The sequence below is a fragment of the Paenibacillus sp. FSL K6-4396 genome (assembly GCF_038002525.1).
GTDB classification, from domain to species: Bacteria; Bacillota; Bacilli; order Paenibacillales; family Paenibacillaceae; genus Paenibacillus; species Paenibacillus amylolyticus_B.
Genome location: NZ_JBBOCR010000001.1, coordinates 4,861,939 through 4,882,207, shown reverse-complemented (window position 1 = coordinate 4,882,207; position 20,269 = coordinate 4,861,939). Strand labels below are relative to the sequence as shown.

The 20,269-nt window shown below is 45.0% G+C and carries 22 protein-coding genes and 1 tRNA gene; 18 read left to right on the top strand and 5 right to left on the bottom strand.

Annotation, left to right across the window (positions count from 1 at the left end; all coding sequences use genetic code 11):
• Positions 1 to 148 precede the first annotated feature (148 nt).
• Both MHB85_RS21480 and MHB85_RS21475 read left to right on the top strand, forming a co-directional pair.
• Entirely contained in the window at positions 149 to 370 is a 222-nt protein-coding gene (locus MHB85_RS21480) for a hypothetical protein (protein WP_017687387.1), read from the top strand.
• Complete coding sequence (locus MHB85_RS21475; protein ID WP_047843713.1) at positions 354 to 635, top strand: hypothetical protein; 282 nt, start codon at positions 354 to 356, stop codon at positions 633 to 635. The genes MHB85_RS21480 and MHB85_RS21475 overlap by 17 nt, the downstream gene beginning before the upstream one ends.
• A 420-nt stretch (positions 636 to 1,055) precedes the next feature.
• On the opposite strand, the gene MHB85_RS21470 is transcribed toward MHB85_RS21475, so the two are convergent.
• From MHB85_RS21470 to MHB85_RS21460, 3 genes are all read right to left on the bottom strand, one after another.
• Positions 1,056 to 1,292, bottom strand: coding sequence for a DUF3892 domain-containing protein (locus MHB85_RS21470; protein WP_017687389.1), 237 nt, complete (start codon positions 1,290 to 1,292; stop codon positions 1,056 to 1,058).
• Positions 1,293 to 1,404: 112 nt separating this feature from the next.
• Positions 1,405 to 1,848, bottom strand: coding sequence for a GNAT family N-acetyltransferase (locus MHB85_RS21465; protein WP_036614958.1), 444 nt, complete (start codon positions 1,846 to 1,848; stop codon positions 1,405 to 1,407).
• Between the two features lie 238 nt (positions 1,849 to 2,086).
• The gene (locus MHB85_RS21460; RefSeq protein ID WP_289389820.1) at positions 2,087 to 2,344 is read right to left on the bottom strand and encodes a hypothetical protein; all 258 of its coding nucleotides are present in this window, start codon (positions 2,342 to 2,344) and stop codon (positions 2,087 to 2,089) included.
• 144 nt (positions 2,345 to 2,488) lie between these two features.
• Here MHB85_RS21460 and MHB85_RS21455 point away from each other — a divergent pair.
• From MHB85_RS21455 to MHB85_RS21415, 9 genes are all read left to right on the top strand, one after another.
• Positions 2,489 to 2,561: transfer RNA gene (locus tag MHB85_RS21455), tRNA-Val, on the top strand.
• A gap of 190 nt (positions 2,562 to 2,751) precedes the next feature.
• On the top strand, positions 2,752 to 4,962 hold the full coding sequence (locus tag MHB85_RS21450) for a M1 family metallopeptidase (RefSeq protein ID WP_341073673.1): 2,211 nt from the start codon (positions 2,752 to 2,754) through the stop codon (positions 4,960 to 4,962).
• Positions 4,963 to 5,144: 182 nt separating this feature from the next.
• Positions 5,145 to 5,417 (top strand): hypothetical protein, encoded by a 273-nt coding sequence (locus MHB85_RS21445; RefSeq protein WP_339283440.1) that lies wholly within the window; start codon positions 5,145 to 5,147, stop codon positions 5,415 to 5,417.
• Positions 5,404 to 6,402: a hypothetical protein gene (locus MHB85_RS21440; RefSeq protein ID WP_341073671.1), complete on the top strand. Its 999-nt coding sequence runs from the start codon at positions 5,404 to 5,406 to the stop codon at positions 6,400 to 6,402. The genes MHB85_RS21445 and MHB85_RS21440 overlap by 14 nt, the downstream gene beginning before the upstream one ends.
• A 2-nt stretch (positions 6,403 to 6,404) precedes the next feature.
• The gene (locus MHB85_RS21435) at positions 6,405 to 7,091 is read left to right on the top strand and encodes a hypothetical protein (RefSeq protein WP_341073669.1); all 687 of its coding nucleotides are present in this window, start codon (positions 6,405 to 6,407) and stop codon (positions 7,089 to 7,091) included.
• A 414-nt stretch (positions 7,092 to 7,505) separates the two neighbouring features.
• A complete protein-coding gene (locus tag MHB85_RS21430; protein ID WP_017687397.1) occupies positions 7,506 to 7,925 on the top strand; it encodes an organic hydroperoxide resistance protein in 420 nt (139 codons plus the stop codon).
• 142 nt (positions 7,926 to 8,067) lie between these two features.
• Complete coding sequence (locus MHB85_RS21425) at positions 8,068 to 8,247, top strand: hypothetical protein (RefSeq protein WP_100527096.1); 180 nt, start codon at positions 8,068 to 8,070, stop codon at positions 8,245 to 8,247.
• 475 nt (positions 8,248 to 8,722) lie between these two features.
• Positions 8,723 to 9,277 (top strand): copper amine oxidase, encoded by a 555-nt coding sequence (locus MHB85_RS21420; protein ID WP_036614723.1) that lies wholly within the window; start codon positions 8,723 to 8,725, stop codon positions 9,275 to 9,277.
• Positions 9,278 to 9,374: 97 nt separating this feature from the next.
• Positions 9,375 to 9,692 (top strand): DUF1292 domain-containing protein, encoded by a 318-nt coding sequence (locus tag MHB85_RS21415; protein WP_036614722.1) that lies wholly within the window; start codon positions 9,375 to 9,377, stop codon positions 9,690 to 9,692.
• Positions 9,693 to 9,900: 208 nt separating this feature from the next.
• Here MHB85_RS21415 and MHB85_RS21410 read toward each other — a convergent pair whose 3' ends face one another.
• Entirely contained in the window at positions 9,901 to 11,376 is a 1,476-nt protein-coding gene (locus MHB85_RS21410; RefSeq protein ID WP_036675042.1) for an aminotransferase class I/II-fold pyridoxal phosphate-dependent enzyme, read from the bottom strand.
• A gap of 177 nt (positions 11,377 to 11,553) precedes the next feature.
• Between MHB85_RS21410 and MHB85_RS21405 the strand changes: the two genes are divergently transcribed.
• The 4 genes from MHB85_RS21405 to MHB85_RS21390 all read left to right on the top strand — a co-directional run bounded on the left by MHB85_RS21405 (position 11,554) and on the right by MHB85_RS21390 (position 16,384).
• Positions 11,554 to 12,846, top strand: a complete 1,293-nt coding sequence (locus MHB85_RS21405; RefSeq protein ID WP_101313582.1) for an MFS transporter — start codon at positions 11,554 to 11,556, stop codon at positions 12,844 to 12,846.
• A 253-nt stretch (positions 12,847 to 13,099) separates the two neighbouring features.
• Positions 13,100 to 13,699, top strand: coding sequence for a hypothetical protein (locus MHB85_RS21400; RefSeq protein ID WP_036614719.1), 600 nt, complete (start codon positions 13,100 to 13,102; stop codon positions 13,697 to 13,699).
• Between the two features lie 172 nt (positions 13,700 to 13,871).
• On the top strand, positions 13,872 to 15,281 hold the full coding sequence (gene gndA / locus MHB85_RS21395; protein WP_036614715.1) for an NADP-dependent phosphogluconate dehydrogenase: 1,410 nt from the start codon (positions 13,872 to 13,874) through the stop codon (positions 15,279 to 15,281).
• A 593-nt stretch (positions 15,282 to 15,874) separates the two neighbouring features.
• Positions 15,875 to 16,384, top strand: a complete 510-nt coding sequence (locus tag MHB85_RS21390; RefSeq protein ID WP_341073668.1) for a shikimate kinase — start codon at positions 15,875 to 15,877, stop codon at positions 16,382 to 16,384.
• A gap of 136 nt (positions 16,385 to 16,520) precedes the next feature.
• Here the strand turns inward: MHB85_RS21390 and MHB85_RS21385 are convergent, their stop codons facing one another.
• Positions 16,521 to 16,826: a rhodanese-like domain-containing protein gene (locus tag MHB85_RS21385; RefSeq protein ID WP_017687407.1), complete on the bottom strand. Its 306-nt coding sequence runs from the start codon at positions 16,824 to 16,826 to the stop codon at positions 16,521 to 16,523.
• A gap of 105 nt (positions 16,827 to 16,931) precedes the next feature.
• On the opposite strand from MHB85_RS21385, the gene aroA reads away from it, so the two are divergent.
• The 3 genes from aroA (at position 16,932) to MHB85_RS21370 (ending at position 20,161) form a co-directional block, all read left to right on the top strand.
• Entirely contained in the window at positions 16,932 to 18,227 is a 1,296-nt protein-coding gene (gene aroA / locus MHB85_RS21380) for a 3-phosphoshikimate 1-carboxyvinyltransferase (protein WP_017687408.1), read from the top strand.
• Positions 18,228 to 18,288: 61 nt separating this feature from the next.
• Positions 18,289 to 18,723 carry a CoA-binding protein gene (locus MHB85_RS21375; protein ID WP_341073666.1) on the top strand — a complete coding sequence of 145 codons (435 nt, stop codon included), beginning with the start codon at positions 18,289 to 18,291 and terminating at the stop codon, positions 18,721 to 18,723.
• Positions 18,724 to 18,880: 157 nt separating this feature from the next.
• The gene (locus tag MHB85_RS21370) at positions 18,881 to 20,161 is read left to right on the top strand and encodes a hypothetical protein (protein ID WP_341073664.1); all 1,281 of its coding nucleotides are present in this window, start codon (positions 18,881 to 18,883) and stop codon (positions 20,159 to 20,161) included.
• Positions 20,162 to 20,269 lie beyond the last annotated feature (108 nt).

Here is a 20,269-nt window from a genome sequence, read left to right as displayed (position 1 = left end):
CACTGTGGGTTGAACCAGACTGCCTTAATCATTAAGGTGAAAGTCTGGTTTTTTTATTTTACAAAATCCTTTTTTTACTATTGAATAAAGAACTTATGTTCGCATATAATATGAAATACAAACAAATGTTCTTATCGGAGGGATGATTATGCTAGGGAAATATATTGGCCAGATGGTGGAGCTTGTCTACATGGATCGTGCAGGGCAGATTACGCAGCGACAGATTCGAATTAACAGTGTGCGTGGCGGGATGATTAGAGCATCAGCGGGAAAAGAAGGCTCACCCCGAACATTTCTGGAGCAAGGTATTCTGGCATGGCGTCCTGTTACCGATCTGAATGGGGAGGTAAAGTATGCTGAACGACTTTGAACGCAAGATTTTGCGTATTATGGTGAACTATGCAGGACAACGGCGCAGGCTGCCGCGTATGGATGAACTGGAGAACAAGACGGGACGAAGCAGAGCTTACATTCATGAGTCTTTGCTGGAGCTTGAACGCACCGGGCACATCGCGTGGGAGAACCGGTCTACTCTGGAAGGGATACAGATTTTGCAGGCATGGGAACAGGTACAACAGCCGATTCGCAAAAGCCAGCCTTCCGGTGATTCCGTAAAATATTTTACGGACTACTAGGGTGTGTTTTCAAACTTAAGGAAGCTATACAACGATGATGGATGTCAGCATCTCAACAGTATGGGAGTCCAAGTTGGTTGATTCTGGCGAATGAGTAGATGATTTTCTAAGGAACACAGGACGTCTTATTAGGCCTTCCGCTCCTCTTTTTAAATTGTAAGCAACATCAGACACCTTATTTCCCCAAATCCCCTGACAAAACGCTATAAAAAAAATTCTGACATAGCGTGTCTCAGATTCCTTAGATTTCTAAGGAGGGTTCAAATCCTTGAATAAGACGCCTCAGATTCGTTACCGCTCGTGGGCCTGAGTTCGGCTTTCAGTAGGTTTGAAGAGACCCTCCAGTGAACATAAGAAAACGCCAACCCGGATATCCGGATCGGCGCTTACTGTGTCACACATACAACATGTGCATCTATTTTAGAAATGGGGGAGTTGGTCCAGGTTGTTGGTTGGGTCACCGTCGGCATCGCCGCGAATGTACATTTCGCCATCCTTGCCTTTAAATACATTCACACCGGCAATAGCGCCAGCTTTTACTTCTGCAAGTGCCTGCTGATAATCCAGTACGCGTCCTGCTGAAGTCTGAAAAGCTGTCAGGTCACCGTCACCATTTTTCTGTACGGCTGTGAAACTCTCGCGTGTCGTTTGATCCATGATGTCACACTCTCCTTATATGACGAGATAGGAATCTGTCTACCTGATTAGCCTATCCGAATTCATCGGAAGTATGCACCATATGCTGATGAGACCTTCCAACGTCGAGGTTTTACAGGCTCTTTCTCATACGAACATGCAGAATATCTGCATCATAAAAAGGTTCTTCCGAAATCACTTCATAACCCAGTTTTTCATAGAATTTCTGTGCCTGACACTGCGCATCCAGTACAGAATAGGATAAGCCGAGTTCACGTGCCAGCTCCTCCATCGCGAGCAGAAGCACACGTCCATAACCAAATGAACGATGAGATTCAAGCACCGCGATCCGCTGCATTTTGGCCGTATCCTTGCTGTAATAGATCAGACGTCCTGTGGCTACAGCTTGGCCATCCGTACTTAACAATACATGATGCACATCTGGACTGATGACATCATATTGATCAATCTCAATCTCGGCAGGCACCTGTTGCTCGATCACAAAAACGTGATGGCGAATTCCCAGGGCTTGCTCCAGTTGTTCTTCTGTCGATACATAACTAATCTCAGCTGCCAATTCCATTCCTTCTTTCTGCTCTTGCGCGACATATCAGACTGAATTATACAAAAAAATGTTTTTCCTGTATAGTGAAGTCTGGAACATATTGGGAGAGGAGGGGGTAGTGATGGGCATGACAGGCATCATGGTAATTACATTGCTAATGTCGGCAGGAATGATTACTCTGTTGTATTTCGTTACGAAGAAAGCATACTCACGCAAGTGGGATGAAGACGAGTGATTCACCTGTTAACCTTCACGGCAAGACTTCACTGCTTCCTCGTGGAGAATACACATCTTGAATTACAGATTTGGAGTATACGTCCAGCCAGACGGGTAGAGATTCAACATTCTCATTGGGTTGATTTAACTGTTGGAATTGAACCGTATGTTCATCCCGCTCCAGGCCGCAACCAGTAAAGGTGGTAATGAGAATCATAAGCCCAGCAAAGAGAAAGAAGCATTTGGTAAATGTATGTTTATTGGATTTTGACCGTTTTGTTATGTTTCTCATAGGGAATTCACCTCGTTGTAGAAATGGTAATCTTTCCTTTATTGTGCACCATTTCGGGTGAATTATAACCAAATAAATCATTGACAATGAACACGGTTACTTGATATGATACTGTTACTTGATTGGGAAACAATTATATATCATGATCTGTTAGCTCAGCTGGGAGAGCACTATCTTGACAGGGTAGGGGTCAGTGGTTCGAGCCCACTACAGATCATACATGAGAAGCCTTACATTGTAAGGCTTCTTTTCTTTTTTTTTACATACAAACATGAATGCGATTTGCGATAGTTTCAGTTTCTCTTCCTCTTTTTAAACAAAACTTAAATAAAACATAAATTCAGCGTAAGGTTCGTCTTCTATACTTGGTTCTGATGTCAATATAGAACAGGAGAAGGAGAGAACTTATGAATTATTCAAGTCCATTTACATCAAAGTTAGCCAGAGTAGGGATCGCGGGTACACTGGCTTTAATACTGGCAACAAGCCCACTTGCCAACATGGGGGTTGTTGCCGCGGAAGCAGGCCCAGCACCTGTATCTACGAAGATATATAACACACAGAAAGACTCGATAGAGCAGACGCCGATTCAATACCAGATTCAGGCTCGATTAAATGAGAAGGACATGACGATCCAGGGGAGCGAGAAGGTAACGTACCGCAACACAAGCAAGGATGCACTCCAGCAGCTGGTTCTTCATACATATGCTGATGCAAACCTCTCCAAGTCTACACAGGCGAGCATGTACCAACAGCATAATGAGAAGATTAGTGAAGATCACCCGGAGAAGACAGCGGAGGACTTTCTGGGTGGCATCGATATTCAGGCTGTAAGCGCAGATAGCCAATCGCTGGACTTCCATAAGGAAAACCAAGCGTTGACCGTGCAGTTGAAGAAGCCCGTACAACCAGGTGAATCGGTATCATTCCAACTGGAGTTTCAGTTGAATATACCCTATGGCTCACAGCGAGTTTCCTACTACAAGGACATGATCAATGGTGCACACTGGTTCCCGGTGATGTCTGTATACGACGAGGTAAAGCATCAGTGGAACAAGGCACCGTATAGTCAAACATTTGAGAGCGATTATTACACCTCATCGGACTTTGAAGTTCAATTAAATGTTCCTGATGAGTATCAAGTAGCCATGCCGGGTACGATTACCACTCAAATCAGTACAGAACATGGTCGTAAAGTTGTTTCTGCTGTGGCCGAGAACACAAGGGAGTTTGTATTCTTTGCTAGCCCAAACCTTCAAGTGGAGAGTGTTACTCGTAACGGTCTGACGGTGGAATACTATTATTACAACGATGATCCATCCAAGAAAAAGATAGTTGACCGCTACATTAATCAGGCATTCAAGGTCATCGATTTCTATAGTGAGAAATATGGCAAGTATCCCTATCCAGAGTTCCGAATTGTCGAGACGTATGTACAAGGTGTTGCCGTGGAATATGCGAGGCTCATCCAGATGGGACAGATTCAAAATGGTGCTGTTCCAGAAGAAGACACAACATTTGTTCATGAAATAGCGCATCAGTGGTTCCATGCATTGATCGGTAATAATTCGGAGACAGAATCCTTCCTGGATGAAGGCTTTGCTGATTTCTCCATGGTGTATTTTGCCGAGAAACAGGGAGACAAGCTAAATGGGTTCAGATCCATACAGTTTGATACTGCGCCCGTAGATATGGCGATTGCATCAACAAACGATGAAGCTGGGGATTTGGCAAGTTTGGTATATTATCAGAAGGGGCGACAAGCGATCTATCAGCTTTACCGTTCCGTCGGTGAAGAGAAATTTGACGAGTTGATGAGGACATATTTCAAACGCTACGTGTACCAAAATGCAACGGTAGAGGGGCTGCTTCAAACCATTGAAGATGTGCTTGGTAAAGAAATACGTTCAGAAATGCAGATGGCCCTATATCAGCCTGATTTTGTCTTAAAGCCGGAATACCAATTATCACAGGAAGAGACCGCCGCCTATGTGCATGATGTCTTACAAGTGCAATATCAGGCTGTCATGGGTATGATCCCTGATCTGCCATATGAAGTGATGAATCGATTGATGGACAAAGTCCTTCAAGGCGAGGAATTAACCATTGTGCTCAGCGATCAGGTGAGTAAGCTTGCAACTAAACAGCAGGAAGATATGGTTAATCAGTTGACCGGATTCCTTGATATGAGCGGTGTGAAATACGACGTTATACGGGATCGCAAGGAACTGAAGCAAAAGATGAAAAAAGAGATCGGCAACAGCAACCTTATTGTCATTGGCAATGCCAAGTCAAACGGATTGGTGCAGGCTTTAAAATTCAACATTATTGATCGAACGAAACAGACGGGTTTTCCTTGGAAAAATACCATGAATCAACCTCTCGCCGCGGGTGCATATGTTATCAAACATCCCTATAACCAGAATCGATTGATGCTTCATTATTTCTGGAATGAGGATCAGCTGAGTGATGTGGCATTTGAAGCTTTTAAGCTGAAAATACAGGAGTCTATCGGATTCACTAACGACTTTTATCAGTACTATGTATTGGATAACCAAGGCAAGGAGCAATCCAATAAAAAAGTTGCGAATCCCATATCTTCACTTTTTGCAGAGTAATAAGTAATTGGTTTTGCAGTTTCTTCGTTCAAACAGGTTAGCCAATTTGTATTGGTTAGCCTGTTTATGTTTTATATGAAAACCAGTCTTAGAATAATAGGCTGCAAGATGGGCATAATGCTTTAACACAAAGGCAACTTCATGAATATACTTATCGGGAGAAAACAATAGGAGGGATTAATATGAAGGATCAACATTATCCGGGCGTACCAATGAAAGGGACAGTTGCTGATTACAACTGTAAAGGAAATAAAGGAATGAACAAAATGAAAGCGTATTCATATAATGCTAGAATTTGTCCTATCATTTGTATTACTCTGGAGCCCGCTACGAATGAGGATAATGTTGTTGATTTTTCAATCCTATTAAAGGACACTTCGGATGTTTTATATTCGCGACCGGTAAATGGTAATACCCTGCTCACGAAGGAGTTGAGTTCCCATGTCCATGACTGAAAATATTGCTCAGACAGCACTCGACGCAGCGATGAAGGCAAACAGGGCCGTTGCGCCTTATGATTATTGTGATGCAGAAACCAGACGGATGTACACGCCTCAATTTGATAAAAAAATGGACAATCCTATGTATACCGCTGCAATGGCGGGCCTTCAATCGATCTATTGGTTTCGGGCGATCAAAGTAAAGGGGCTTATCCCTGATGCAAAAGCAGATTATTATGCTACGTATTCTACCAACCATAATCACATCGGAGGAATTGGACTAGCCTACTCGAACAGCCCGACAGGACCATGGACCAAACACGGACAGGTGTATCTCGATACTGTGGTTGGGAATTCGACGGAAACTCCATTTGTGATCTGGAACGATGAAGAACAATTGTTCTTTATGTATTATCAACAAAACGGACTGGGGATCAATCAATCGACGGCACTTGCGACCTCTGTAGACATGATTAACTGGACAAGAGAGGGTTTGATTTTGGACAAACCTCCCGGGTTCCCAGGTGATGGTCATACCGGATATTTCTCGTGTTTCAGAAATGGTGGCAAATGGATCGGTTTCTCAGTGATGGGCGGTGGGGACTTTGGTCGTAAATGTATCTGGCATTCGCATGACGGACGTAGCTGGTTAGCTGATCCAAGACCATTAATGGGTGGGAATGATGCCACTTTAAGTGCAGGAGAAAACATTTCGAGACCCAATGCTGGTGTATTTATGTACAAAGGGAGCATGTGGTGGCTGGGTATGTTATCGGCTTATGCTTCCGGTGGGGTTACGACTGTAGCTCGGCCTGCCATTGCAAAGATCAGCGCAGACTTTCGTCAACTGCTGGACAAACCTACAGATATATATTTTCCGGCATTGACTTGGGAAACGACCAACATGCAATCCTTGATGGTGTCCGTTATGGACGGCGTAGTGTACGTGTATTACAATACCGATCATAATATCGGTGTAGCCTATTCGGTGGGGGTGTAGAGATGATTATACGTGATGCAGCGGGTCAGATCGTGCCCTTTGGAAAGGTCCACAAACAGCTTGTGGCCGATTTTCTTTACGGAACGTTACCGGATTGGGTGGAGGTGGTGGGCAACCCTACGTTTGAGCCTTTGCCCGACAGAGGAACCATAACCGTTACAACACCGACAACAGCAGGAGCCACGGCAGAGTTGAAAATGAAACATCTGATTGACAGCTCGAAAGTAACCGCAATTGCAATCACTTTGGAAGCGCTACAATTAAACGGGAACATTGGAATCTCAGTTCAGGTTGGCATTAAATCAAAGGATAGCAAGGCCGGAATCACCTTTTATCAAAATGTAAATCAGAAATATGGTATGGTCCGTGCCTATAAAGCAGATGGAACGTACACGGATTTTAATCAAAATATGGTGTTCTTCACCACACATGGCGTAGCAGGAGATGAAGCACAGAACCGTAAGAATCTCACTGTGCTGCTCTGTACAGGGTTACAGTTCTCAGCTGGGTTCGAGAGACCGTCCGTATGGCTTGGTGCGGATGATCAATATGGCGGTGTTGCTGCTGACCTTAGCGGTGGGTTGTTCCATCATGGAGAACTGCAATGTCTGTTAAAACTGACTACAAGTAAGGCCGAGGCTAAGTATTTCAAATGTGCACAGATGAAAGTGGATATCTGGAGTAATTAATCAAACTGGGAAGATGTCTGAAGATGAACAAGGTGCATGATTTGTATTGGAATGACGACGAGAATAGATAGATTATCTGGATGGATCAATAAAAAGACATACGTGCAGTAATTTGGTACCTAAACACAGACACTTTGAAAATGAAGTGCAGTGTTTGGGTACCATTTTTATTTAGAGAATGAAGTCAGGCCAAGTTTATTGGATACAAGCGAACAACTCAGGAAGTGCTCTGACTCTATGTTTGGGCTGTCCGGGGTTAGAGATGAATTATTCTCCAAACGTGTTTTAAACTATATTTTTTTATATCAACTATTTACATATACAATTTAATTGTGTACAATGTAATTGTTGGCGATATAAGAGAGATCAAAATTCAGTCAAAATAAATCTAATTAACTAAAGGAGTTTTCACAAATGAAAACATTATATGAAACAACAGTCATCAATACAGGCGGACGTCAAGGCATCGTACAATCCCCCGATAACGTGTTTATGTTGGATGTTGCTGCACCGCCTGAACTCGGAGGACAAGTGACGACAGCTACCAATCCGGAGCAGTTGTTTGCAGCAGGGTATAGTGCTTGTTTTAACTCCGCACTGGAGTTTCAATTGAAGAAACACAAAGTTGAGATTGAAAGAAGTACGGTAGCTGCAACCGTAATGTTGGTGACGGACTCTGAGGATAACGGCGTGAAGCTTCAAGTAGATTTGGAAGTTAAAATCCTTGGTCTAGATGAAGAAACAGCACAGAAGTTTGTGAAACTTGCCCATGACTACTGCCCATATTCCAAAGGAATCAAAGGGAACGTGAATGTTAACGTGGAACTGGCGTAATCACTGATACTATTTGTTGATAAGAAGCCTCCGAGAAATCGGAGGTTTTTTGGTGTTTTATGCATAAAAATCAATTTTGCACTCAATTGTGGGTTATAATGGTAGTAAGTTTACACAAAACTGCTGAAAGGGGAATGTACTTATGATGGATTTTAGCAAACCACCCCATGGCTCTGAGACCGATGCCCACCGTCAGCGTCATCAGGAGAATGAACAGAAATACCTGTCCGGAGGCAAGGGTATTTGGTATGAAATCAGCAACTGGCTCATTCTCGGAGGTATCCTCCTTGTCATATTTTTATTATTTAAATACGTTTTTTAAATAGACACACAACCGGGCGAATCCCCATATGATGCATTACATCAGTAAGCACTTGGGGAAATGGGGAATCCGGGATGGCAAAGGCAAAAGGTAAGAAAGCTCCCGCATTAAAGAGTGATAAAATACGTGTATCCATGAAGTTGGTCACATCGGATGTATGCGAGAGATGTAAGACACCATGTACACGAGGTATGGATTACGCTGCACGTATGAGAATTGAAGGGGCTTTAGGCAAGGGCGTTCCCTGTATATTGACCCGCCATACTTCTTCATAAACTCTTCGTATAATCCCGTATATATAACAATTATAGATCAGGGGCATCCTTTAATGAGGATCGCCTCTTTTTGTGCATTCCAAGGGGTGGAAAAAATTCTGGATAAAAAATGAAAAATGATGAAAAACAGCGCAACTTTGTGGATGAATCTGCAGTATAAATGTACAACAGCTAGCAGCAGGGGAGGGAATATTGACGGGATGAAATGGAAACGAATATTGCTTTGTGTCACGGTATTCTCCTTGCTCGGCGGGTCTTTATTGTTTGCAGATTCGGTGAACGAGAAGATTCGTGTTCTCATTAACGGCAAGGAAGCAGCTGATGGAGGTTATCTCATTGATGGAACGACCTATGTACCTGTAAGAGAAGCCGGAGGCGTCGTCAAATGGGACAGCAGTAACAAGAGAGTAACGGTGATCAAACCGAATGTACATATTTTTCTCTTCAAGGGAGACACTGTATTTGGCAACGTTAACGTAGGTAAGCTGAAATTCAATGTATTTTCACAAGTGGACAGTCTGACAGCAGATGTAGCTGCGGTGAAAGTAACGATTACCAATCCAAGCGGTCAGGTGAAGGATATCCAGTCCCAGGAGCTTACGACCCAGAAGGATAACTTCTGGTTCCGCACATATGATTTTACGTACGATTTCAGTCGTGCCGGTAAGTATCAGGTCGGCTTTCATATTAAAGAAAATGCAAACAGCAGCTACGTCCTGGTAGCGGAGAAAATCATTACAGCGCTGAACGATTGAAGCGAAAATTACCCTGTGAGTTAAATTGACCTGGGTCATTGAACATGTTACGATATGCAAGGTTACACAATTTCTATTTATAAAGCGAGGTATTTCAATGAGCGATCACACACATGAACACGGCGATGGCTGCGGATGCGGGCAAGACCACGACCACGACCACGAGCATGAAGAAGTCCTTCTCACATTAACAGACGAGAACGGCCAAGACGTGGAGATGGTTTTGGTGGAGACGTTTGACGTGGAGAAGCATGTTTATGCGCTCCTGCTGGAACGTAACAATCCTGAAGCTGACGGCATCATCCTGCGTATGGAAGAAGAAGACGAGGAAATGGTGCTCTACAATATTGAAGACGAAGAAGAGTGGAACCGCGTTGAAGCGGCTTACAACGAACTCGTTGCATCACAAGAATAGTCATTCTTTTGGAACATAACATGAAGGCTCCTTGATTTCAGGGGGCCTTTTGTTTTTTTTTTTAAGAGATATACGAGCATTTACACCACCGGTTTGAACTACGAAATAGACGGGAAAATGCAAACTCGCTTGTCCCATAAAATAAAAACGGACCAAGCTAGGGCTTGGTCCTTTAAGTTTATCCCCTGCACAGCGCAAGGGGGTTGTTTTAGAAAATGGCATCGGCTTCCACGATCACTTTAACGTTGGTTACGCTGCGATCTTCGGGTCCTTTGACGGGTAATCCAACTTCGACATGATCGATGATGTAGTCGATATTTTCCTGGGTGATAACCTCACCCGGCAACAGGATCGGAATTCCTGGCGGATAGACATAGATGAATTCCGAGATAATACGTCCTGCGGATTCCTTAAACGGAATCACTTCGGTATCACCGTAGAATGCATCACGTGGAGTCAGCATCAACTGTGGAATATCCGGAACTTTTACGACCAGTTCATGGGCCGGGTTCACTTGATAATAGGTACGGGAGAGATCCTGCAAAGCGTTCAGCAAGATATCCACACTATTATCCGTATCTCCTGGCGTAATGAGACACAGAATATTGTACATATCACTAAGTTCGACCTCAATGTTGTAATGTTCACGCAGCCAGTTCTCTGTCTCATACCCTGTAATACCCAGATGGCGAACATGGATCGTTACCTTGGTTGGATCATAGTTGAAGGTCGCTTCTGTACCCAGCAGCTCTCTACCGAAGCAATACAGGCCATCCATATCGTTAATCGAACGTCTGGCAAACTCAGCTAGTTCAATCGCCTTCTGTGCAATCTCACGACCGTGGAGTGCCAGGTTACGTCTTGATGTATCGAGTGAAGCAAGCAAAATGTATGAAGTTGATGTTGAGGTGAGCAGACTCAGGATCGTCTGTACACGCTGTGGATTTACGAACCCATTCTTGGTATTCAGGTTGAGTACGGAACTCTGTGTCATGGAGCCACCAAGCTTGTGAACACTGGTTGCAGCCATATCGGCACCTGCTGCCATCGCAGACAGTGGCAGATCCTCATGGAAATGAATGAGTACGCCATGGGCTTCATCAACAAGCACAGGGACTTGATAACTGTGTGCCAGCTCAACAATCTCTTTCAGATCGGTAACCACGCCGTAATAGGTCGGGTTAATTACAAGCAATGCCTTGGCATCTGGATGACGCTCAAGTGCGCGACGGATAGACTGTGTAGTCACTCCATGGTCAATGCCCAGATTGGGATCTTGTGAAGGAGAAACAAATACGGGTTTGGCGCCTGAGAAAATAATTGCGGACAGAACCGATTTATGCACATTACGGGGCACAATAATTTTGTCACCCGGTGAGCATACAGACAGAATCATGGTCATAATGGCACTGCTTGTGCCTTGTACACTAAAATAGGTATAATCGGCTCCGAAGGCATCTGCTGCCAAAATCTGTGCTTCCTGAATGACACCGGTTGGCTGATGCAGGTCATCCAACGGTGCGATGTTAATCAAATCTATGGAGAAGGCATTATCGCCAATAAATTCACGGAATTCGGTATCCGCTCCCAATCCTTTTTTATGGCCCGGAATATGAAACTGTACCGGATTGAGTGCCGCATGATTTTTTAAAGCGGTAAACAGCGGCGTACGGTGGTGATTCATCAGTGCTGTCACAACCCTTCCTAATAAAATTGGTAAACAAAGATGAGTATAGCAAATTAAGAACCGAATGCAACAGTATAAATCGACAATTTTTTAAATTGCCGAGATTTGGGCACATTCCCCACGGTTACACTAAGGATAGGGAATAGGCAAATGAACACCGAAAGGGGAAAAAGAATGCAAACCGACACAAAACCAGCCAAAATTCTGCGATCACCATTTTTTATCGCGATGTGGCTGACACTTTTTCTAGTTGAAATTATCAAAGGAGCCCTGTTGGTAGCTGTTTTGCCCGTGTATATGGACAATATACTGGGTCTGTCTGCAGGCGTCATTGGTGTGGCATTTGCTCTTCAATATCTGGGAGATAATCTGTTCCGGGCGCCTTCCGGCTGGGCAGCAGAACGGATCGGGTTCCGCGCAACGATGGTTACAGCATTAATCTGTACCTTAATCGCTGTTATTATGATCCTTTTTCTCAAAAGTGCCGTTGGACTGGCCATGGCCTGTCTGATTCTTGGCATTGGTACGTCACCGCTCTGGCCTTGCGCCATGACAGGCGTGACGGCGATGTCAGGCCCACAGAATAAGAATGGTACAGCAATGGGGGCGCTGGAGATGGCTGCTCTCGGCGGAACGGGGCTTGGACCTATAGGCATGAACTGGCTGCTGGAGCGCACGCATCATGATTATCGAACTATATTCCTCGTGCTGATGGGTTGTGCCATTCTCGTTATTCTGGTGGCCATGATTCTTCCTGGACGTGTCATTGTTGAAGGAGAGCATGCCGAGCAAGCAGCGAAGAATAGTGATGTGAAATATCCAGCCAAACCGAATCTGCTCACGCCGTTCATCCGGCTGCAAAAGAGTGTGAAGGACACACTGCAACGGGTACGCAGCACGCTTAATGTTAATCCACTGGTGTATCCTGCACTGTTTATGCAGTCGTTTGTCATTGGTTTGCTTAGTCCAGTAATCACGTTATATACACGCACAGATCTGCACATCTCACCGAACCTTTACAGTTTGTTGCTGATTGCGGGAGGTGGAATAACCGTTATTGCCTTACTGCCTGTAGGTAAAATGGTAGACAGGTTTGGCACGAAACCGTTCCTGAACGTTGGTTTTTTGATGGCGGCGGCGAGTCTGTTCGCATTCTCCTCCATAACATCCATTCCGGTGGTGTTTGGTGTTGTCATGTTGGTGGGCATCAGTTATGCCATGATTCTGCCCGCCTGGAATGCTTTTGTAGCCACACTGATTCCCAAAGGGGAGCGGGGAGCGATCTGGGGATTCTTCCTTACATTGCAGGGATCAGGCATGGTTGTAGGCCCTATTGTTTCCGGACTGCTGTGGGACCACGTTAGCCATCCGGCTCCATTCATCGGCAGTGCCATCGTCATGGCAGGACTTGCCGTTGTGCACTTTGTGTTATCCCGCAATCCGTTTCGCACTGCTCCGGCCAAATAAGCAAAAGAAAAGGGAGTTCCACCAACCGTCTTGGTTGTGGGGCTCCCTTTTTCGCGTCCAATATATCACGATAATCGGGGGCTTGCCCCTGTGCGTCTGCGGAAAGCTGCAATCCGGCGGTCCTTTCGGTGAAAAATAGTCAAATAACCAAGTACCCTTACATAAAATGAAGTATAAAATAGGGTAAGCCGATTGAGTAGAAGCGATTGAAGACGAGGGCCGGAGTTGATCCGGTACAGATGGAGGGAGTGCCGTGAATAAGAGTTATGAAGTTGAATATTGCAATCTGGAGCTGCGGTTCAACCGTCGGCATATCCAAAATTTGATCAGAGACCTTATTCGTGAGGGATATTCACTATATTGGAGCGAGGACGAATCCTTTTTTATCCTGTCAGTCCGGACCGGCCGCAAGCTGGTAAAGCTCCGCTTTCAACAGACACGTACGGGGAATTACAAGATGACTGGAGATTATATCATTAAGGATGCAAAACTTGCAGAGTGGCTGGAGAAGCTGATTGGAGATACACGCGGGCATGCAGTTGTGAAGCGTTTCAAGGATCAGCAGATGACCGTGGAGAACATTTTATTCGGTGAAGTCATTCGGCTCGTGGAAGTTTCCGGATTCAAACAGCGTGTCATTTTTCAAAAGGAACCTGCGCCGACGGCGGAAGAGATGGAAGAAATGTTCCTCTCGCGTGAAGGTGAGGAAAGGCTCATGTTGTTGCGCATGGAAGTGGACGATGAACTGGAACGCCTTTACACCGCCATGCAGATGGATAATATCGAAAAAGCAAATGCTTGCCGTCAAGTCTTAAAACAGTTGTCCGGACATCTGTTAATGTTGGAAGGATGACAAGATAAGGCCGTATTTATGAAAATACGATGAACACCTCAGCAGATTGGGGTGTTTTCTCGTTGCGTAGCCGTGCCACGGGGTTCACTTCTATACATAAAACCGTTAAAATGGGAGTATTGTTGAGAATTTATTTCAATAAAATTAATTGGAGCAAAGGATGGAGGACCAGATGACAAAACAACAAATTGGCGTAATTGGCCTGGCTGTCATGGGCAAAAATTTGGCCCTTAACATTGAAAGCAAAGGTTTCTCAGTATCGGTATTTAACCGTTCCCCGGAGAAAACCAATGATCTTCTGAAAGAAGCTGAGGGTAAAAACCTGACAGGCTCATTCTCCATTGAAGAGTTCGTAGCATCCTTGGAATCCCCGCGCAAAATTTTGATCATGGTACAAGCTGGTAAAGCGACCGATGCTACCATTGAACAACTGCTTCCTCACCTGGATGAGGGCGACATCATCATTGACGGAGGGAACGCATACTTCCCTGACACGCAACGTCGTAGCAAAGAGTTGGAAGACAAAGGCATTCGTTTCATCGGTACAGGTGTATCCGGTGGTGAAGAAGGTGCACTGAAAGGCCCTTCCATCATGCCAGGTGGACAGGAAAGTGCTTATAAACTGGTTGAACCGATCCTGACGGCGATTTCGGCCAAAGTCGGTGACGATCCATGTTGTACATATATTGGACCTGATGGTGCCGGACACTATGTGAAAATGGTGCATAACGGTATCGAGTACGGAGATATGCAGTTGATTGGTGAAGCGTACCACTTGCTCAAATCCGTATTGAACGTTTCCGTTGAAGAGCTGCATGCGATCTTTACGGAATGGAATCAAGGAGAGCTGGATAGCTACCTGATCGAAATCACGGCAGATATCTTCTCTAAATACGATCCAGAAACGGGCAAACCAATGGTTGACGTCATTCTGGATGCTGCTGGACAAAAAGGAACAGGTAAATGGACAAGCCAAAGCGCGCTGGATCTCGGCGTTCCATTGTCCATGATTACGGAATCCGTATTCTCCCGTTTCCTGTCTGCCATGAAGGACGAGCGTGTAGCAGCTAGCAAAATCCTGAATGGACCAGCGACTGAAGCGTTCTCCGGTGACAAAAAAGCATTTATCGAGAGCGTGCGTAAAGCCCTCTTTGCAAGTAAAATCGTATCCTACGCACAAGGATTTGCACAAATGCGTGCAGCTTCCGACGAGTATGGCTGGGATCTGAAATACGGTAACATTGCCATGATCTTCCGTGGTGGCTGTATCATCCGTTCGCAGTTCCTGCAAAACATCAAGGAAGCTTATGATAAAGACGCAGCACTGAAAAACCTGCTCTTGGATCCTTACTTCCAAAACATCGTTGAGTCTTATCAAGGCGCATGGCGTGAAGTTGTAGCGGCTGCTGTAAAACAAGGTGTTCCGGTACCTGGCTTCTCCAGCGCTCTTTCTTACTACGACAGCTACCGTACAGAGCGTTTGCCAGCAAACTTGCTGCAAGCTCAACGTGACTACTTCGGTGCTCACACGTTCAAACGTGTGGACAAAGAAGGCAGCTTCCACCACAATTGGATGGAGTAGTACCACATATACGAGTCTATTAGATTTGGCCAAAGTACCTTTAAACAGGAGCTTTGGCCTGCTAAGGGGCTCAAAAGAGGTTTGGCGTTCCGGTGATTGCCGGTTAACGCTAGGCCTCTTTTTTTACTGTGTTATACAGTAATAGTGTTTATGGAGAAGATATGTAGCTTGTTCTAGACCTAATGAACAGGAGACACTCTATTTTGGCAAAATGAGCCGGTTCTATTTTTTAACGAACTCAGATGGCTCTATTTCAATAATTCGCAGCGAGATGTCGAGGTTTTGACGGTGATTTTTTGAAATAAGTTTACTGAGATTCGTTAGAAGTTTAACTGCTCCTATTTTAGGTAAATAGGCTCATTGGAGTTCGTTAGTTTGCTGGGATGGTTACTGATTGAGACGTTTGGGGCTCAAAACTGCTTGAGGGTGATCTGACGTAGGCTTAGATGCTGGGAGTTACTTAATCTGTCTTGGAAGTACTTGCGGATGGTCGAAAGGAAGTCGGTAAGGAGATGGTCTTTCCCAGTCCGCAGGGCTGTGTTATGATAGGACAAAAGTGCTCACGAATTGCTTGAATTAAAGGAGTGTACACCTTGAGCAAGTCTAACAATATTATTCTCATTGGTATGATGGGAACCGGCAAATCAACCGTCGCTGACATGCTTGCACGCGAGCTTGGTTATCGATTGATTGATGTAGACGCCGCGGTGGAAAAAGAGGAAGGCTGTACAATTCCAGAATTGTTCACTGGCAGGGGAGAGACATATTTCCGTGATGCCGAGAGCCGCATGTTATGCTCGGTGCTGGAGAAGAAGTCACAGGTCATAGCGACCGGAGGTGGCGTGGTGCTGCGTTCGGATAATTGTGACGTAATGTCGAAGAATGGTTGGGTTGTTGCCCTGACTGCTGACCCGGCAGTGATTGTAGAACGTGTTAGCGGCTGTGACAATCGTCCGCTTCTTGCAGGCAATGCAGAGGAACGCATCAAGACGATTATGGAAGAACGGAAAGACGCATATCGGTTCGCACATTATACGGTGGATACAACGGAGTTATCCGCTGCTGAAGTGACTCGTTTAATTTTAGCGCATTACCGCGTCTAAGCTTGTTATCATGGAAGTTTAATAGTTGATAGGTGGTGGCAGATATAACAAAACGGGCCATATAGGCCCGTTTCTAGAAGTGGAGCAGAGCAGAAGTCACAAGGTTACAAATGACTTTGCTTCTCTCCGGGTTTCTCTAGTCTTCCTGTTGCCACTGAAGCATACCGCCGACCATGTTTGTACAGCCTTCATATCCCAGTTGCTGCAGATATTCACATGCACGCTCACTGCGGTAACCGCTACGACAGATGATCACGATCTCGCCTGATTTCTCAATCTCAGACAGCCGGTCTGGAATCTGTCCAAGCGGAATATGCTTGGCTCCTTCGATCATGCCTTGCGCGACTTCATCGTCCTCGCGGACGTCTATCATCTGCAGCTTCTCTCCCGCCTGTAAACGGCGGCGCAGCTCAGACGTTTCAATTTCAGCTATTTGTGTCATATTCAGGTCCTCTTTTCTGTATGGACTTAACGCTATAATGATACCCAAGCGATGCACGGAATGTCAATTTGGCCACAATATAATCAATGAAGGAGAATTTCATCCATGGACGTTATTGTTAAACCAACCCCCACGCTGAACGGGGAAATCGGGGCTCTGTCCTCCAAAAACTACACTACCCGCTATTTGCTGGCTGCTGCGCTGGCAGAAGGCACAAGTACCATCCATTTCCCGGCACACAGTGAAGACAGTGATGCCATGCGCAGATGTATTCGTGATCTGGGGGCAGTACTTGAAGAAGACGACAGTAAGATTGTAATCCAGGGTTTTGGCAGTCATCCCCGTGATGTGCGTGAATTAAATGTTGGGAATGCGGGTGCTGTACTTCGTTTCCTGATGGGCGTTACAGCGCTCTGCCCTGAAGTAACTTTTGTGAATACGTACCCGGATTCTTTGGGCAAACGTCCACATGATGACCTGATCGATGCGCTTGGCCAACTGGGTGTAGATGTACAGCACGAACAAGGACGCCTGCCGATTACAATCAAGGGTGGCAATGCCAAGGGTGGACACATTCGTGTATCCGGCTCCGTCAGCTCCCAATATCTGAGTGCGTTGTTGTTTGTAACTCCGTTGCTTGCAGAAGACAGCACCATCGAAGTACTGAATGACCTGAAGTCCAAGGTCGTTATCGGACAGACGCTGGAAGTGCTGGAGCAGGCAGGCATCGTTATCCATGCAAGCGATGATTACATGTCCTTCCGTGTACCAGGTGGACAGGCTTACCAGCCGACGACCTACACGGTTCAAGGGGACTACCCGGGTTCAGCAGCGGTTCTTGCCGCAGCAGCGGTTACACAGTCTGATGTGAAAATTCTGCGCCTGATGGAGCAGAGCAAACAGGGTGAACGTGCCATCGTTGACGTGCTGCGCATGATGGAAGTGCCATTGACACATGAGAACGATGTTGTACACGTTCAAGGTAATGGCAGACTGAAAGCGATCGAATTCGACGGGGATGCCGCCACGGACGCCGTTTTGGCTATGGTAGCCGCAGCTGTGTTTGCGGAAGGCACGTCACGGTTCTATAATGTAGAGAACCTGCGTTACAAGGAATGTGACCGAATCACCGATTACTTGAACGAACTGCGGAAGGCAGGAGCGAACGTTGAAGAGCGTCAAGCTGAGATTATCGTACATGGACGTCCAGAAGGCGTTGAAGGCGGCGTTGAGATTAACGCTCATTACGATCATCGCGTAATTATGGCGCTCACTGTTGTTGGTCTGCGTTCCAAGGAGCCGCTTCGTATTCGGGATGCACACCATGTAGCCAAGTCTTATCCGCAATATTTCGATCATTTGCAGGCGCTTGGCGCCTCGGTTCAATGGGTAAAAGAGTAAATAACTGAAAACCTGTTTTTTTTGAACACGCACTTTAATCAGAAAAGGATGGTGCTTGAACATGGAATTTAACAACCCTACTCGTGAAGAAATTGGACAACTTTTGCGCAAGGCAGGCAACATCGCAGTCGTCGGCTTATCAGACAAATCAGATCGCACTTCCTATATGGTGGCAGAAGCCATGCAGAGCAGAGGTTATCGCATCATCCCGGTTAATCCACAGGTGCAAGGTGAAATCCTGGGAGAGACGGTATATGCTACACTCGCGGATATCCCAGAGCCGGTAGACATTGTCAATGTGTTTCGTCGCGAAGAGTTTTGCGCGGATGTCGCTCGTGACGCCGCTGCCATCAAAGCCAATGTGCTGTGGTTGCAGCTTGGCATCCATAGTGAAGAAGCGGTCCAGATTGCTGCAGAGAACGGCATGACAGCGGTAACGAATCGTTGTATCAAGGTAGAGGATTCCATCGTTCTGCGCGGCGCTGGACGCGGCTGAGAGGCTCGTTCACCTGTGATCGGATGATCTCCTGATCTGAACTAATTGAATGATTATAGGATGAATCCCGTTAACTTGAAGTTGACGGGATTTTTTCTGTTTATCATAGTATTATGGAATGAAATAAAAGGAGGATGAAGTGAGAATGAGATGTTCTTTGAAAAAAATAGCAGTCATGCTGCTCGTTGCTTTGGCCGTAGTAGCCCTGCCAAGAGAAACTACCGCTTATGCTGCCAATGCAGCCATTCATCAGAGTGATGTGTGGACCAGACAGTCCCCTTACGTTGCACCTGCTAAAAGACCAGAAATTAAATGGGCATTAGATTTGAAAAATTATGTAAGACATGTTGTTGTGGATTCCAAAGGGATAATATATCTTATTTCTCATGATAATTTTGGTCACCCACAACTGACGGCTGTCACGCCTAAAGGGAAAATGTTGTGGTCGAGTAAACTAGAACATATTAATGCTATATCCGATATGTATCTCTACAAGGATAGTTCCCTGGTTATTGTTGGGGATGATATCCCTGAAGGAGGAAGAGGATCAGAGGACTTTGGAACAGCGAGTATATCGAGTTATACACTAGACGGCAAACAGATTTGGGAAAAAAGGTACAGGGATTACACGACTGGTAATAACGTTGATGTCAATAAGGATGGAGTAATTATTGTTACTGCTTCGTATGTACAAGTTATACATAATAATAAACCTGTTAGTGAGGGAGAAGATATAAAAGAGGAGAAAAGACTACTTGGAATTCGTAAGGATGGCAGCGAAAAGTTTAACATTCTCATGGGCACAGAGATTAATTCTAAACCCTTTTTTATTGTCTCCGATCCTATCTTTGTTAAGGACCGAATCTTTTTAACGATATCATCCCAAGATGATATCAGACAGAGCGGCAGGGTGAAATCGGGTGAATTGATTCAGTATAACCAAGAGGGGAAGAAGATATCGAGTACGAGGTACACCGGGGAGAATCTTCTGAGTCCGATCTACGATAACCATCAAATTTATGTTATCGGTGGCGATAATCTTCACATATTTGATACCAAGGGTAAGCTGAAGAAGACTATTAGGGGGGGATTTCAAAGTACAAGTAACTCACACGGTCCTTCAATAAGCAAAAAAGGTGACGTGGTGTTTGGGAGAAACATTTATCATGCACAGAACAAAAAAGTAACAACATTTAACAATGAGGACAGAACTTATTTCACCAGTGAACCCATCATTGATCGTAATGGGAATCTTATTTATCATTATAAAAACTATGCAGAAAATAAAAACTATCTCGTATCCATGAAACTGGATACAGCCAAGATTAATTGGAAAATGTCAGTTAATCATGACATTAATGACCAATGGGTTATTTCTAGTGATGGAACCATTTATGTTGCAGGAACCAAACTGGTGGCTATTGGTAAAAAAAATTAGAAAAGCCATTTATAGTTTTATGGTCAATGAGTGAAATATTTCAAAAAAATGTTAACTAATCGTTCTGTGTATAGTATAATTTAGAACCAAGGCCGCATGAAGATGCGG

Coding starts and splice junctions, on each gene's coding strand:
- MHB85_RS21480 (WP_017687387.1), top strand. CDS start 149: ATGCTAGGGAAATATATTGGCCAGATGGTGGAGCTTGTCTACATGGAT.
- MHB85_RS21475 (WP_047843713.1), top strand. CDS start 354: ATGCTGAACGACTTTGAACGCAAGATTTTGCGTATTATGGTGAACTAT.
- MHB85_RS21470 (WP_017687389.1), bottom strand. CDS start 1,292: ATGGATCAAACGACACGCGAGAGTTTCACAGCCGTACAGAAAAATGGT.
- MHB85_RS21460 (WP_289389820.1), bottom strand. CDS start 2,344: ATGAGAAACATAACAAAACGGTCAAAATCCAATAAACATACATTTACC.
- MHB85_RS21450 (WP_341073673.1), top strand. CDS start 2,752: ATGAATTATTCAAGTCCATTTACATCAAAGTTAGCCAGAGTAGGGATC.
- MHB85_RS21445 (WP_339283440.1), top strand. CDS start 5,145: ATGAAGGATCAACATTATCCGGGCGTACCAATGAAAGGGACAGTTGCT.
- MHB85_RS21440 (WP_341073671.1), top strand. CDS start 5,404: ATGTCCATGACTGAAAATATTGCTCAGACAGCACTCGACGCAGCGATG.
- MHB85_RS21435 (WP_341073669.1), top strand. CDS start 6,405: ATGATTATACGTGATGCAGCGGGTCAGATCGTGCCCTTTGGAAAGGTC.
- MHB85_RS21430 (WP_017687397.1), top strand. CDS start 7,506: ATGAAAACATTATATGAAACAACAGTCATCAATACAGGCGGACGTCAA.
- MHB85_RS21425 (WP_100527096.1), top strand. CDS start 8,068: ATGATGGATTTTAGCAAACCACCCCATGGCTCTGAGACCGATGCCCAC.
- MHB85_RS21420 (WP_036614723.1), top strand. CDS start 8,723: ATGAAATGGAAACGAATATTGCTTTGTGTCACGGTATTCTCCTTGCTC.
- MHB85_RS21415 (WP_036614722.1), top strand. CDS start 9,375: ATGAGCGATCACACACATGAACACGGCGATGGCTGCGGATGCGGGCAA.
- MHB85_RS21410 (WP_036675042.1), bottom strand. CDS start 11,376: ATGAATCACCACCGTACGCCGCTGTTTACCGCTTTAAAAAATCATGCG.
- MHB85_RS21405 (WP_101313582.1), top strand. CDS start 11,554: ATGCAAACCGACACAAAACCAGCCAAAATTCTGCGATCACCATTTTTT.
- gndA (WP_036614715.1), top strand. CDS start 13,872: ATGACAAAACAACAAATTGGCGTAATTGGCCTGGCTGTCATGGGCAAA.
- MHB85_RS21385 (WP_017687407.1), bottom strand. CDS start 16,826: ATGACACAAATAGCTGAAATTGAAACGTCTGAGCTGCGCCGCCGTTTA.
- aroA (WP_017687408.1), top strand. CDS start 16,932: ATGGACGTTATTGTTAAACCAACCCCCACGCTGAACGGGGAAATCGGG.
- MHB85_RS21375 (WP_341073666.1), top strand. CDS start 18,289: ATGGAATTTAACAACCCTACTCGTGAAGAAATTGGACAACTTTTGCGC.